Here is a 13,068-nt window from a genome sequence, read left to right on the forward strand (position 1 = left end):
ATCTTTGCAGGGAAGATTGTATTAACACTAAAATATTAATATTCAAATGAAAAAAAATTTATTAGCTTTAGGGCTTTTAGCACTCAGTTATTCTGTTCAGGCGCAGATACTTCTACACGTAGATACTGGTGCTAATATGTATGTAAGCAATGGAACGCTGTTGTATAATGGTGGCGGACTCCAAACCAGAACTACTGGTAAGATTGAAAACAGAGGAAACATCATGGTTGTAGGATCAACTGTAAATGATGTTTTTCAAACCATTGATATTGCTGGTAATGATAAACTGGATGGTGGAAATATTGTTATGAAATTAACAGATCCTGCTAATCCGGTCACTTCCCCTTACGGCCAGTTGTACATAACAGGTATAAGTCAGGCAAATATCACCGGAGTTGTAGACAAAGAGTATGCTGCAACAGAACACGGTACATATCAGCAAATGGGGATACCTTTTATAGGTAAAACTTTTTCTAGTTTAAGTGCTGAATTAGGAGGTAATTTTAATAACCAGAGATGGCAGGTAAGAGAAATTCTTAAATGGAGTAATGCGAACATAAGATTTGATGGTTCAATTATTCCAACTAGCCCTATCACAAGTGCTTCTACGCCGGGTATTACAATTGATGTAGCTTCAGCTACAACTGCGGCAGACAGAACTGCGTATTATACGTTAGGCTCTGCCGATTTGAATCCTACTATTGCTCACACGATTAAAGGGACTCCTTTTGAGGACGGTATAAGTGGTGCGAACAGCATAAGTTTAACTCCTTCTACTGTTCCGGCTACATTTGGAGCAGGAGGTAACAACAAAAATGTTTATCAGGAAAGGTATAATACTTATTATTATGATGCTTTTGATAATGCAAGCCCTTGGAATGTTGCAGGAACAACTTTTGGACAGTATTTTCATCAGTTTTCTAATCCTTATTTAACCAATATTGATTTATCTATGATTGGTTTTACAGAACCGGGAACAGTTACTGACAACAATTCAATTGATAATATTTGGGGTATTGTTGTTGATCCGCAAAATGTTACGTATAATCCTACAACAGGGGGTTCAGCTACTTATCCAAGTTCACAACTTGTAACTTTCGATCCTAGTTCACATAAACCAACAGGTAACTTTAACGCTTTAATAATAAAACCTTTAGGGACATTTAAAATTAAACTAAGAAATTCTACTCCTCAACAGATGGATTTTGATAATCTGAGAAGATTTAGCAATGTTCCAAGAGCTGAAGGAACTTCTTATAATGTTACCGCTGCTAAAAATACAACTAGCGGTACAATCAAGCAATTGGGAGTTTTAGCTTTAGACGCAAACGGAAACCAGATTGGTGAAACATATTATGTTGTGGCTCCACAGTTTACTACTGGTAATATTCCTAATGCAAGTAATAGTTCTGTACAGGCTATGACAAATACTTCTGCAATTATTCAGACGTATGAAGAAACTCCTAATGGAGGAATTGATCAAAATTATTCTTCTACATATAGATTATATATTAACGAGGCCAATGAATCAAATTATCTTGGAAAAAGAATTGATTTAGGTATTTTTGGACAAAACGTAAGTTCTTTGAAATTTGAGATCAGAGATGATGCTAATTTAGTTCCTAATAACACTCATTTGCTTTCAGGTGGAAAAGGATTCTACTATCAGGCAGCAAATGGACAGGCAGTACAAGTTAAACAGGGAGATGTAATTCCTGTAACAAATGCTAGTTATGGTCTTTATTACGGTGAGCCAAATTCTACATTGGATACTGATGATATCAAAACTAAATCCAGAACTTTAATTACATTCAATCCAGCAATCGATAATTATATCGTTCGTTTTGACCCTGCTTTGAAATCTGCTTCAATCGAAGTATTTGATGCAAGCGGAAAACTTGTAATTTCAGAAAAATCTGTAAATACAGACTCTGATTATGTGATTAAGCTAGATTCTTCAATGAAGGCATTGTATGTTGTAAAAGTTGTTGGGAATGACGGAACCATTGTAAACTCCAAAATATTAATCAAATAAAAGAAGAATGATGAGATTTTTTAATAAAAAAATACTTCTAATACTTTCCCTAATTTCTATCAGTTTTGTAAACGCTCAAAATACTCCCGGAGCACCATGCTTCCCTGACGATCCAGAGTGTGCACCCGCTTCTCCGATAGATATGTATGTATATGTTTTAGCTGTAATAGGAATATTGATGATTACATTTTTCACAAGAAAATATAAATCTCAAAAAATATAAAAATTATATTAAAATATTTGAAACTCTCTGATTAATCAGAGAGTTTTTTTATTTTTACATCATGAAAAAAATTATTGTATTATCGGGGGTGTTATTGACATTTCATTTGCAGGCACAGTTTTCAGTAAATATTAAGGCGCCGGCTGATTTTAAAGAGCAAGAAGCTATTTTATACACGCTCAACGGATCTAAAGACATTGTCGTTACCAAAGAACAGAATAAAAATAATTCATGGACTTTCAAATATCCTAAAAGCTATTCCGGAATGATGAAAATCTATCTTCCGAATACAAATAACAGTTTTAGTTTTATTTCAGAAAATAAAAATGTAGACATTACGCTTGAAACACAGAATAATAAAATTAAAAATGTAATCTATCAGGATGAAGCCAATCAGCTTATGAACAACATCCAAGAATCATCTCAGAAAAAAGAGCTGATCCTTCCTGCGCTTACCCAGATAAAAGAATATTATAAAGATAATACAGACTTTGGAAAAGCTTTAATTACCGAAATTGGGAGACTCTCCGGGTCTTCTGCAATAGACCAGGCAAAGCATCCTTTTGTGTATTATTATAACACCAATTATAATAAGTTTTTATCAAATGAAAACTCTAAAAAAGTTACTCAGGATGATATCATCAATTTTTTCGACAAATCAAATGATATGCTGGAAGCTTCGTCTCTGGTAAGACCTCTGTTGGTTGCCTACCTCAATAATGGTGGAAATACCAATGTGCCGGCTTCTGTTGATAAACTATTGGACAGATTGAAGGTTGAAAGTCCGAGAGGACAAACCGTTTTATCAGAGCTGATTGATATTTTTGATGTTTACGAAATGACAGAACTTAAAAATAAATATTTAAATTTTGCAAAAAATCTTAAATGCACCATTACCGACAGATTGGCTTCTACTTTAAAAGCTAATGCAAATGTTGAAGTTGGGGCAACTTTTCCAAATTATAAATTTCAGTCGGCAATAAATACAACTGCTAAATCTATTGCAGATGTAAAAGCAGACAAGAAAGTGATTATTTTCTGGTCTTCTACATGCTCTCATTGCGAAAATGAACTTCCGAAGCTTTTAGAGAAATATAATGAACTAAAATCTAAAAATATTGAAATTATAGGTCTTTCTCTAGACACAGATAAAGAGTCATATAATAATAAAATCAAAGCTTTCCCTTGGATCAATGATTCGGAATTAAGAGGTTGGAACAGCACCTATTCTGAAACCTACAATATACATGCTACTCCTAGCTATTTTGTTTTGGATGCTAACAATAAGATTCTCAGCAAACCAGAGCATGTAGGCGATGTTTTGCAATATTTAAGCATAAAATAGTTTTGGAGATTTGTAAATATTTTATATATTTGCACCACCAAAAAGGCGAGGTAGCTCAGTTGGTTAGAGCGCAGGATTCATAACCCTGAGGTCACGGGTTCAATTCCCGTCTTCGCTACAAAAATAAATGTCGGTGTATCTATTAGATACATCGATTTTTTGTTATCATTAACACAAATTTTAAAGACTGAACGATTTTGCATACGGTGATAAATGATTGAAAGACAGTGCATTTACTAAAAATATATCACGGTGGAAAGGATTTTGAGCTTTCTATTCATACCGGAATTCAATAACGGCAGAAATAAAAAGGCAGCTTCCTGTGTGCATGAATCTTGTGAGGCTTTAAATCATTCAAAATACTTACCTGATTTGTTGAAAAAAGGTTTCAGCTTTAAAAGCTTATCTTAGAGATATTTATGCAGAACTTGCGAATGACGATCGGGTTTCTAGAGTAGCATCTTTTAATATATTTTTTTCTTATCCTCAATTGATTGTTCAGAATCAGTATAGATGTTGCTGGTACCGACTAAAAAATAACTAGCAATAATAACAATTACTAAAAATATAAAAATCATCAGTAATGTGGAGAAAAAATCACCAATCTCGTAATCAGCATTGTAATCATTATTAGTTTCGAAAAGCTTTGATTTATAACTTCCAAAATAATTTATTAATGCATGTATTGTTACGATAAAAGTTAAGCTATTAGTTCTGATATATAGGCTCTGTAGCAAAATGCCGATAGCAATTGCAAATAGTGATTGATTGATAACTGAAAGCGGATAATAATCAGGATTTAAAAAATTGGAATAATGTGCAGTTCCAAAAAATATAGAAGTTATAGTAATTGATTTTAATAACCTTCTACTATCTTTCTCGAAAATTTTTAACATAAATAAGAACATAAATATTCTAAAAAATAGTTCTTCAAATAAAGCTACAGCAAAACAAGATAGTAAAAATAAAAAGTGCTCATAGGTATCAATAGTCAATCTATTGATCTTTATTTTATCTTCAAGATATAAAAAGGCTAGTAATGTTATTACACAAGAGACAATTGCAAAAAAGATAGATCTTTTGCTATATTTAAATTTTATTAATAGTGAGTGTTTTAATGATGTGATAACAGTAATTATTACTAATAAAAACTTTGAAGTTATTTTTATCAGCAAATTATCCTGAAAAAATTCTTTATTAATTTCCTTCAATAAAATATTTGTGACAATTATTACCACAAATATTATTATTAGTCTTGTGAATTTAAAATTCATATTGAACTTTAAAATTCAATTTCTACAGATAATTCACAATCATAGAAATCAACGCAGGTACATGAACCATATACATGTATTGTACCGTGAAGTTTGTGGACATTTAGTATTTCTGACATTACATCCAAGTTTAATTGATCTTTTAGCATTTATAGTTTTAAAAGTTGTATAATTTTAATTTGCTGCAAGTATACTATTTTTTTTAATTCATAGTTGTGTGAATCTGTAATTTCAACATTATTTTTTTGTTGTATTAAAAAGAAATGCAATATGAGCAAAGAAATAGCAATGAGATTTTTGTTACAATTTGTATTCTAAAATTATTTACCAAAACAATCTTGTTTTTTGAATTAAAAAAACAATCAATTCTAAGAAAAAATCAAGCAAACATATTTTGGAGCATCTTAATTAATATTATTGATTTATAACCTTATTATTTTACAAATTATATAGCTTAAAATTGTATTAAAAAGTAAATATTTTTATTTAATCGTTTATCGGTATAAAACTGTAAATCAAATAAATGGGATTAAAATCCCTAAAAAACTTAAAAAGTCATAAAATTTTCTTAAAATCAGTTCAAATGATTGAAATGTATTTTGAAATTAAAAATATTGTCGTACTTTTACAGAGCCTTGAATGAGGGAACAAGTCAAGGTAATAAATTTTTTTTCATCATTTGTGTTTTTAGAATCGTATCGCCTGATACGATTCTTTTGTTTTTATACTTATTGCTGTTCGTAGCAAACTAAAAGATTGACAAAATAAGAGTAAGTAACCGATCCTTCCTGCTGATTGGTTTTTAGAAAAAGATTGTTTGTAAATCCAAAAAAATCAGTAAGCCAACTCTGATGTTCAAAAACAAATCGTTTTTCATTGGCTCTGTCTTTTTTCATGGCTGGAGAATAATTTTCAAGAATATTACTGGTGAATTCAGGATCTTCCTGAAAGATAGAATTTAGAAGGCTTTTTAATGTAAAATATTCTGTGCTGTACTTAAGCTCGACATTTTGGGAATCTATTCCAATTAAATAGCCGATAAAATTAGCTTCCTGTTCACGCGCAAAACCCAATTGATGCGAACTTTCATGAGCCAGCGTAAACGGCAGATAAGAAGAAGGCAGCTCGGTGTTATATTGAGCTTCTGCAGTAAAAGGATTGTAATATCCCAATATGCCGGTGAAACTCATGATGCTTTTAAATAAACTCGGCTTAAAAGAATTAATTCCGTCATTTTTTTTATTTGAAATAAAATCTGGAAGTTTGTTTTGTCGCTCCAAAATTTCCTTTTGAATACTTTTTAAATCTGAAACTTTGAAAACACCTTTTTCATCTTCTTTTACAAGCTTTCTTGTTTCCCTGCATTTTTCAAGATATTTTATAGCCAGCGCTTTTCTTTTTTCTAAAGTGATTTCAGTTTTCGGAAGTTTGGCAATAATCGGAGTCTGAAAATAAAGCATTCCCCAAAAGATTTGATAAATAAAGTAGAAAATATTAAGAATGATTAAAATTTTTAAAAGAGACCGGCTTCTACTTTTTTTTGCAAAACATTTAATAATAAAATACAAAAGGAAGGCTCCTAAAATAATATAAAAAACATCACCAACCGAAAAGGGAACCCAAGAGAATAAAAGTTGATGAAATTCTTTTTGTGCCTCAAAAAAGCTTTCAAAGAAAGAAACCGTTATTTTCAGTTTAGAAAATATAAAGAACAAAACAATTTGGACAACTAAAATAGCTGCCCAAAATCTTTTTTTATGATATTTTTTTATTGAATTATTAATGTGCGCCATCTGATTCTAAAACATCAACATTAATTCCCTGATTGCTCAATGCTTTTTTAGCCATATAAGCAAAAACAGTAATGTAAGCAAAACATAATACAGGAATAATATAAGAGCTGTGAATTCCGATAATATCCGAAAGTTTACCCTGCAAAGGCGGGATAATTCCACCTCCTAAAATCATCATTACCAAAAACGCAGAACCCTGAGCAGTATATTTTCCTAATCCGGTGATTGACAACGTAAAAATAGAAGGCCACATAATACTACATGCCAAACCTCCTGAAAGGAACGCATAGATAGCAATGTTTCCTGTTGTCATCAAACCAACAATCATTGCGATCACGCCAAATAATCCGAAAATAATCAGTGTGATTGCAGGCTTGTTTTTGCTGATTAAGAAAAGTATAACCTGTATTACGATACAAATAGCATAATAATATAAATGCGACATATCTTTTTGAGCAATTACATTAATACCAATAATTACTAAAAATGCAATGAAAGGAACCACAATCGTTGCAATCATCTGCTGTTGCTTGGTTAAGTTGAAAACGCTGATCGCTCCCGTCCATCTTCCGATCATCAAACTTCCCCAATACATTGAAATATACGGAGCCAGATCAGAAGATTGATGTCCTCCGAATTCCGGTAAGCTCAATAATTCTCCCAAATTACTTCCGATGGCAACTTCCACCCCAACATAAGCAAGGATTGCGAGCATTCCCAAAACCAATTGTGGATATTTCATGGCGCCCCAACCTTCAGGTTTTCTTTGTGAGCTGATATTTGCGAAAAGAAGACAAACGACTACAGCCAGCAAAGCACCGCCAAGATAGATCATTCTTGTTCTTTCTAAAGGATGTTTTACTGTTGCTAATTCAGTTTTTTTAACTTCTATATCTTTTTGATAGGATTCTATTTTGATAAGATCGACTTCGCTTTTTATCTGACTATCTAAAGTTGTTATTTCATTATTTAAAACTTCAATTTTTTTGGCAGCATCAGAATTATAGCTTCCAAAAACAGGAATGAAACATAAAATAACCAAAACAGTCATTGCAATCAAATTCTTTCTTGCTTTACCCGCTTTTTCCATTGGTTCCGTAGAAACCCCGGCAGGAAGCCTTTTAGAAAAATAAAAAATTGCGGCAGCGATAAGAAATAAAGCGCCAACAGCCGTGTAAAGCAAAATTACTTTATCAAGTGCCAAATGTTTTATCTGATCGTCATCAACGGTTGCAGTTGTTCCGAAAAGAGCCAGTCCTACGATAATCGGTCCGATGGATGTACCAAAAGAGTTGATACCGCCCGCAAGATTTTGTCGGCTGGTTCCGGTTTTAGGATCTCCCAATAAAACTGCAAAAGGATTGGCGGCCGTCTGCTGTATCGAAAAACCAAGAGCCACAACAAATAAACCAATGAGCATTCCGTAATATACATTACTTTTAACGGCGATGATCATAATAGCCGCCCCGACTGCGGAGAGAAGAAGGCCGTAGACTATACTTTTTTTATAGCCCCATTTTCCTATAACGTCGATGCCTTTTATTGTACTGAAAATAAAAAGGAACAATGCACCCAGAAAATAGGCTGTATAAAAAGCAAAATCGATCAGCTGAGATTGAAACTGGTCGAGAGAAAAGTAATTTTTACAGAACGGAATAAAGATACTGTTCCCTGCTGCAATAAAACCCCAGAAAAAGAATACTAATATGAGCGTATAAAGCGCCGGATAATTAGTTGGTTGATTTGTATTAGACATATTTGTTAAAAAATTTCTTAATAACAAATATATATTTTTTCTTTGATTAAGCGTGTTCTGTCAGTGTTTTTTTTATTTCTCGGAAAGCCGCTTCTTTCAGGCCTTTTGGTGATTGTTGCGGCTCCATTATATCGTTAAAATAAACCTTTACTTTACCGGGATAGCCTTTGGAATTATCAAACGGAAACATTTCTTTCAGGCCTATAAAAGTGAAGACCGCAATCGGAGAATGATGTTTTGAAGATAACGTAAATGCGCCGTCCTTAAAATCGTCAAGAATAATCGATGTATCGTCTGCAACGCCGCCTTCAGGGAAAATCACAATGCTGTTGCCTTCTTCCATTTTTTCTGCACATCTGCGGTAGACATCTGCACGGCTTCTGGCGCTGCTTCTGTCGACCATCACGCAGATTCTTTTATATATAGTTCCGAAAATAGGAATTTTTACCAATTCTTTTTTACCAACATAACAAAGCGGATGATTGGGAAACAAAATACATGGAAGCATAATATCCATAATCGAAGTATGGTTGGAAATCACAACATATTGTATATTCTTATCAATTTTTTTATCGGTAAGATTGATGAGCTCGTATCTCATGCCCATTCCGTAAAACATTCCGTAGCACCAGATTCGGATAAATTTGTAAGCGTATTTGTAGGTTTTTTTTCTAAAAGATAAAATGTAAACAGGTAAACCCAATACGATTGTAAGAACAAATGCCAAAATAATCAGCCAAAATCTCCAGAGATAATTTAAAACTTTTACCACAGATCAACCATTAAAAATTACTTTCTTCTTTACAGAATAATTAAGGATGGAAACCAACAAAATTGCAGAAATTTTACTTAGCATTTCCGGGCTCAAGGTATAAAAAATTAAATCAATATTATCTTTAAATATAAAACTGTAAAATATCTGGAAAAACCCGAGACTGAATAATGTTGAAACAAAAGAAACAGCCATAAAATAAACAAATTCCCTTTTTTTAGAATGTTTTCCTCTTTCAAAAACAAACCAGATACTCAGAAAATAGTTTGATAATATTCCGCAGCTGGTTGAGAAAATATTACTTAAAGGATAATGTATACCGTGGAAATTCTGCTCCTGAAAAAAAATCTGGGGAAGAAATGTGCTGAAAATCTTAAAACTTCCAATCTCTACAATGGCGCTGAGCCCGCCGGCAACGATAAAAAACAAGATTTGTTTGTGACGGAGTAATAATTCTTTCATTTATTTAGCAATATGCAAATTTATAACTATATGTTAAACAGTGAAAAAAGATGTTAATTTTTTTTTTTGATTGAAATTTATTTCTAAATTTAATTTTCAGAACGAAAGAGATATACCTGATAATAAATTCATTTTCAACTTTTTGCGTTGGGGGTTTTTCTATCTTGTAATGCGTGATTGAGACATATAAGCTCAAATTCTATAACCACATAATCAAATTATTTGTATGAATTCTCAAAACAAATACAGGAAATTCCAGCTTCAGCAGAAAAATATTGAAGCGTTGGAAAAAGAAAATTCACGTTTCAAAAGAGTCTATTCGGAATACGAAAACATGTCTGATGAACTTTGGAACCTTGAAAGCTCAAAAGGTGATCCTCTTCCCGATGACTTCATCAATGCCATGATTGTACAGGCCTCTTATCTTGAAGAAGAGATCGAAGACTGGCTGATGCAGTTTAACCAAAAGAATAAGGATCTAAAAAATTAGTATGATCATTTGAAAGAAGTAAAAAGAGAGCTAAATTATTTAGTTCTCTTTTTTATATTTCCAATTTTCAAGCAGTTCGTTATGCTTTAGACTTCAGATATTCTACCTCTTCTTTTAATTCTTTGATTTGTTGCTCGTAGATTGCTATGAGCTTTTGTGATAATTCAGAGTTTTCATGATAAACCCTATTGTCTACTCCCTGATATCCGGTTGATTGTTCTTTTATTTCCTGATTAAAATTTTTTTGTGAATTTATTTCTAAAAATTCATCTAATGGTGTTTCTAAGATCTTAGAAATATCAACCAGTCTTTCTACGGTAAGTTTTGTTTCTCCGGTTTCTATTTTTCGGTAGGCTGAAGTGCTCAGATCCAGATCCTGAGCCATATTCTCATAAGAGAAACCTTTTTTACTGCGGATCTCCGCTATCTTTTTGATGATCTTTTCCATAATAGTAATAATCTTTTTCGTAAAAGTAATGAATTTTCCGTGAAAGTGCGTTGGTGTTCGAGTGAAAATTCTATTCTTGCATGAAATATTATAAAAAAAATCAAATGATGAAAAAAATTAACTGTTTAATGCTTTTAGCATTGGTATTTTTATTGTTGAACTGTAGATCGGAAGATATTTTGGTAAATGATGAAAGCTCAAATACATCTCTTACTACATCCAAAATCACTACAGGCAGATATAACTTAAAAGACGTGCCTGATTTTGGTAACTTTATTAAGAATAATTTTCTAAAAACTAATTTGTCAAGTAAACAGGCAGTGACAATTTCAGAAGAAAAAACAGTTTTTGTGCTTGCTAATGATGATAAAGCAACCGTTTCTTACAGTACTATATTTTGAAAATACCGATAACAAAAACTTTACTGTCCTTATTTATACTGTAAAAGATAACAATACAGTAGCAATGAAAGCAGAATATATTTCTGCATCCCAATTCAAAAACTATTCAATGGCTGATTTTACTGGTGTTGTATATTACAAATCTTTTGATGGCTTAGATTTAGGGAGCGTGGTTTTTGAAGAAGGAATACCCAAACAATCTGTTGCAAGTAATAATGGATCTGCGAAAACAACATGTGTTTATGAAACTTTAGTTGGTGCTGTTAGATGTAAGTTAGATCAGCATCATCTTCCGGGAGAAGCTGGTTGTAAAGCAACAGGAGATGATATGCCTTATTACACAACTACTACAATTCTTAAGTGCTTTAATGATGGTACTCAAGATACTATCTGTAATGACGGAGGCTACGGAGGAGGCGGAAGCCCGGGAGATATTCCGTCACCTGAGTTGTTTAATGCTTTGAGAAATCTCCCGGGATATGCAAATCTTTCTTTAGAAGTGAAAGAATATATTAAAAGTACATATTATCTCACTGAAAGTGTAGAATTTGCAAAGTTTGCAGCAAAATTTTTTGTCGAAAACCCTAATACCTCAGAAAATGAATTTCAGGATTGGTTTTTAGACGAACTTGTATTAAATAATGCTTCACAAAATGAATTGTTTGAAGATTGGGCTGATCCAAACCGAGTAAAACCAACAAGTAGGTTTAAAAACCATACAAAACTTAATGGTATTTATAATCAAGTTAAGACAGCAGCAAATTTTAAACAATACTTACAAAACTTTGAACCTAACTTTTCGGTAGCGCATTTAATGTTCGATATTGGGACTACATCAACTACAGCCTATGCTCATACTACACCGCCTGAAAATTATTGGATTAAAATAGTTTTTAATAAGAATGTAGATTGGACAAACACTCCAAAAATAATTATTGCTGATACTTTTATGCATGAAATGATACATGCGGAAATTTTTAGAAAGTTGTTATCTTTAGCTTCTTCAAATGGAAATATTGATACAGCTTTAATTACTCAATATCTAAACACGCATAATTATCCTGGTCTTTTTGATTACTATATTAAAAGAACTGTAGGAGACGAAAACTGGCAGCATGAAGCTATGGCAGCTCATTATGTGAATATAATGGTAAATTTTTTGAAACAAGTTTATGGTGCTCAATATACAAATACAGAATATAAAACTGTTGTATGGATGGGACTTAAAAACACTATTGCTTGGAATCTTTTACCACAATCAGAAAAAACTTTATATTTAGATACATGGAATACAAATTATTGGTTATGGGAGCTATAGAAAAAATATTATTAATAATTGCTTTATTACATTTGGTGTTTGTCAATTCTCAAATTATTAAAGTTGAAAAATGCGACTCAACTAAATCTATTAAAATAGATGAACTCAAAGAGGATGGTCTTACTTTTTATAAAGATGAATACATTTTCACCATCTATAATAAAGACAATATCAATTTTAATAAAAAAAATGGATATAAGTATAAAGAGTTTGCCGGTGGAGCTAGATATTGTGACAAATGCAGAAAGGAAAGTTATCGTTTTGTTATAAAAAAAATTAAAGGCATTCCATCAAAAAGTTATAAATTTTATCCAGTTAATTATTTATTTAAAAACATAAATAAATTTTCATTTGGCGGATATTCATACTTTTTAATAAATGGAGTTTATTATAAGAATTTGGGAATACCAATAGAATAGTTAATAATAGTGCAGTTGTACAATTCACCATATCATAAATTAGGTTGGGACTCAGGTACGAGGTTTATAAAAGGGACAAACGGTGGTGGAAATCAAGGAGTAATTAATGATAAAGATGTGGGAACTGGTATTCATTTAGGTAGTGCTGTTCATACAGGAAGTCATTCTAATTATGATAATATCATAAAAACATATTTAAATAATTGGAATAATGCAAACCCCAATGCAACTCCTGATCAAGCATATAATTTTGTAATGACTGTAATCCAAAAAGCTAAAATAGCAATTCAAAACAATCCGAACATTAAAATTAATGATTTGAATTTTTAATT

14 protein-coding genes and 1 tRNA gene are annotated in these 13,068 nt (G+C 32.0%); 9 read left to right on the forward strand and 6 right to left on the reverse strand.

The genetic code is table 11. The features are described from left to right. Positions 1-46: 46 nt before the first annotated feature. The 4 genes from AC6CHK_RS04160 to AC6CHK_RS04175 all read left to right on the forward strand — a co-directional run bounded on the left by AC6CHK_RS04160 (position 47) and on the right by AC6CHK_RS04175 (position 3,721). Entirely contained in the window at positions 47-2,035 is a 1,989-nt protein-coding gene (locus AC6CHK_RS04160) for a T9SS type A sorting domain-containing protein (RefSeq protein ID WP_498093818.1), read from the forward strand. A 7-nt stretch (positions 2,036-2,042) separates the two neighbouring features. After that, positions 2,043-2,258 (forward strand): signal peptidase, encoded by a 216-nt coding sequence (locus AC6CHK_RS04165; RefSeq protein ID WP_498093819.1) that lies wholly within the window; start codon positions 2,043-2,045, stop codon positions 2,256-2,258. Positions 2,259-2,319: 61 nt separating this feature from the next. Beyond that, the gene (locus tag AC6CHK_RS04170) at positions 2,320-3,603 is read left to right on the forward strand and encodes a TlpA family protein disulfide reductase (protein ID WP_498093821.1); all 1,284 of its coding nucleotides are present in this window, start codon (positions 2,320-2,322) and stop codon (positions 3,601-3,603) included. 44 nt (positions 3,604-3,647) lie between these two features. Beyond that, positions 3,648-3,721: transfer RNA gene (locus AC6CHK_RS04175), tRNA-Met, on the forward strand. 346 nt (positions 3,722-4,067) lie between these two features. Here the strand turns inward: AC6CHK_RS04175 and AC6CHK_RS04180 are convergent. From AC6CHK_RS04180 to AC6CHK_RS04200, 5 genes are all read right to left on the reverse strand, one after another. Next, positions 4,068-4,814 (reverse strand): CPBP family intramembrane glutamic endopeptidase, encoded by a 747-nt coding sequence (locus AC6CHK_RS04180; RefSeq protein WP_498093823.1) that lies wholly within the window; start codon positions 4,812-4,814, stop codon positions 4,068-4,070. A gap of 791 nt (positions 4,815-5,605) precedes the next feature. Continuing rightward, positions 5,606-6,670, reverse strand: coding sequence for a DUF3810 domain-containing protein (locus tag AC6CHK_RS04185; protein ID WP_498093825.1), 1,065 nt, complete (start codon positions 6,668-6,670; stop codon positions 5,606-5,608). After that, positions 6,657-8,426, reverse strand: a complete 1,770-nt coding sequence (locus AC6CHK_RS04190) for an MFS transporter (protein WP_498093827.1) — start codon at positions 8,424-8,426, stop codon at positions 6,657-6,659. The genes AC6CHK_RS04185 and AC6CHK_RS04190 overlap by 14 nt, the downstream gene beginning before the upstream one ends. A gap of 46 nt (positions 8,427-8,472) precedes the next feature. After that, entirely contained in the window at positions 8,473-9,198 is a 726-nt protein-coding gene (locus AC6CHK_RS04195) for a lysophospholipid acyltransferase family protein (RefSeq protein WP_498093829.1), read from the reverse strand. Positions 9,199-9,201: 3 nt separating this feature from the next. Continuing rightward, positions 9,202-9,660 (reverse strand): GtrA family protein, encoded by a 459-nt coding sequence (locus AC6CHK_RS04200; RefSeq protein ID WP_498093831.1) that lies wholly within the window; start codon positions 9,658-9,660, stop codon positions 9,202-9,204. A gap of 226 nt (positions 9,661-9,886) precedes the next feature. Here AC6CHK_RS04200 and AC6CHK_RS04205 point away from each other — a divergent pair, with 226 nt between their 5' ends. Next, positions 9,887-10,150, forward strand: coding sequence for a hypothetical protein (locus AC6CHK_RS04205; RefSeq protein WP_498093833.1), 264 nt, complete (start codon positions 9,887-9,889; stop codon positions 10,148-10,150). A 79-nt stretch (positions 10,151-10,229) separates the two neighbouring features. Here AC6CHK_RS04205 and AC6CHK_RS04210 read toward each other — a convergent pair whose 3' ends face one another. Further along, positions 10,230-10,598: a helix-turn-helix domain-containing protein gene (locus tag AC6CHK_RS04210; protein WP_498093835.1), complete on the reverse strand. Its 369-nt coding sequence runs from the start codon at positions 10,596-10,598 to the stop codon at positions 10,230-10,232. Between the two features lie 104 nt (positions 10,599-10,702). On the opposite strand from AC6CHK_RS04210, the gene AC6CHK_RS04215 reads away from it, so the two are divergent. Genes AC6CHK_RS04215 through AC6CHK_RS04230 form a run of 4 tightly spaced genes read left to right on the forward strand, consistent with a single transcriptional unit; the run spans position 10,703 to position 13,066 of the window. Further along, positions 10,703-10,999, forward strand: a complete 297-nt coding sequence (locus tag AC6CHK_RS04215) for a hypothetical protein (protein WP_498093837.1) — start codon at positions 10,703-10,705, stop codon at positions 10,997-10,999. Then, a complete protein-coding gene (locus tag AC6CHK_RS04220) occupies positions 10,959-12,317 on the forward strand; it encodes a hypothetical protein (protein ID WP_498093839.1) in 1,359 nt (452 codons plus the stop codon). The genes AC6CHK_RS04215 and AC6CHK_RS04220 overlap by 41 nt, the downstream gene beginning before the upstream one ends. Then, on the forward strand, positions 12,305-12,736 hold the full coding sequence (locus AC6CHK_RS04225) for a hypothetical protein (protein WP_498093841.1): 432 nt from the start codon (positions 12,305-12,307) through the stop codon (positions 12,734-12,736). The genes AC6CHK_RS04220 and AC6CHK_RS04225 overlap by 13 nt, the downstream gene beginning before the upstream one ends. A 15-nt stretch (positions 12,737-12,751) precedes the next feature. Beyond that, entirely contained in the window at positions 12,752-13,066 is a 315-nt protein-coding gene (locus AC6CHK_RS04230; protein ID WP_498093843.1) for a hypothetical protein, read from the forward strand. Positions 13,067-13,068: the final 2 nt, after the last annotated feature.

The sequence above is a fragment of the Chryseobacterium sp. GQ58 genome (genome assembly GCF_059758895.1).

What these genes read in the sequence shown, in the direction of transcription:
- AC6CHK_RS04205 (WP_498093833.1), top strand. Translation starts at nt 9,887, where the DNA reads ATGAATTCTCAAAACAAATACAGGAAATTCCAGCTTCAGCAGAAAAAT.
- AC6CHK_RS04200 (WP_498093831.1), bottom strand. Translation starts at nt 9,660, where the DNA reads ATGAAAGAATTATTACTCCGTCACAAACAAATCTTGTTTTTTATCGTT.
- AC6CHK_RS04220 (WP_498093839.1), top strand. Translation starts at nt 10,959, where the DNA reads ATGATGATAAAGCAACCGTTTCTTACAGTACTATATTTTGAAAATACC.
- AC6CHK_RS04165 (WP_498093819.1), top strand. Translation starts at nt 2,043, where the DNA reads ATGATGAGATTTTTTAATAAAAAAATACTTCTAATACTTTCCCTAATT.
- AC6CHK_RS04215 (WP_498093837.1), top strand. Translation starts at nt 10,703, where the DNA reads ATGATGAAAAAAATTAACTGTTTAATGCTTTTAGCATTGGTATTTTTA.
- AC6CHK_RS04160 (WP_498093818.1), top strand. Translation starts at nt 47, where the DNA reads ATGAAAAAAAATTTATTAGCTTTAGGGCTTTTAGCACTCAGTTATTCT.
- AC6CHK_RS04225 (WP_498093841.1), top strand. Translation starts at nt 12,305, where the DNA reads ATGGGAGCTATAGAAAAAATATTATTAATAATTGCTTTATTACATTTG.
- AC6CHK_RS04190 (WP_498093827.1), bottom strand. Translation starts at nt 8,426, where the DNA reads ATGTCTAATACAAATCAACCAACTAATTATCCGGCGCTTTATACGCTC.
- AC6CHK_RS04210 (WP_498093835.1), bottom strand. Translation starts at nt 10,598, where the DNA reads ATGGAAAAGATCATCAAAAAGATAGCGGAGATCCGCAGTAAAAAAGGT.
- AC6CHK_RS04170 (WP_498093821.1), top strand. Translation starts at nt 2,320, where the DNA reads ATGAAAAAAATTATTGTATTATCGGGGGTGTTATTGACATTTCATTTG.
- AC6CHK_RS04185 (WP_498093825.1), bottom strand. Translation starts at nt 6,670, where the DNA reads ATGGCGCACATTAATAATTCAATAAAAAAATATCATAAAAAAAGATTT.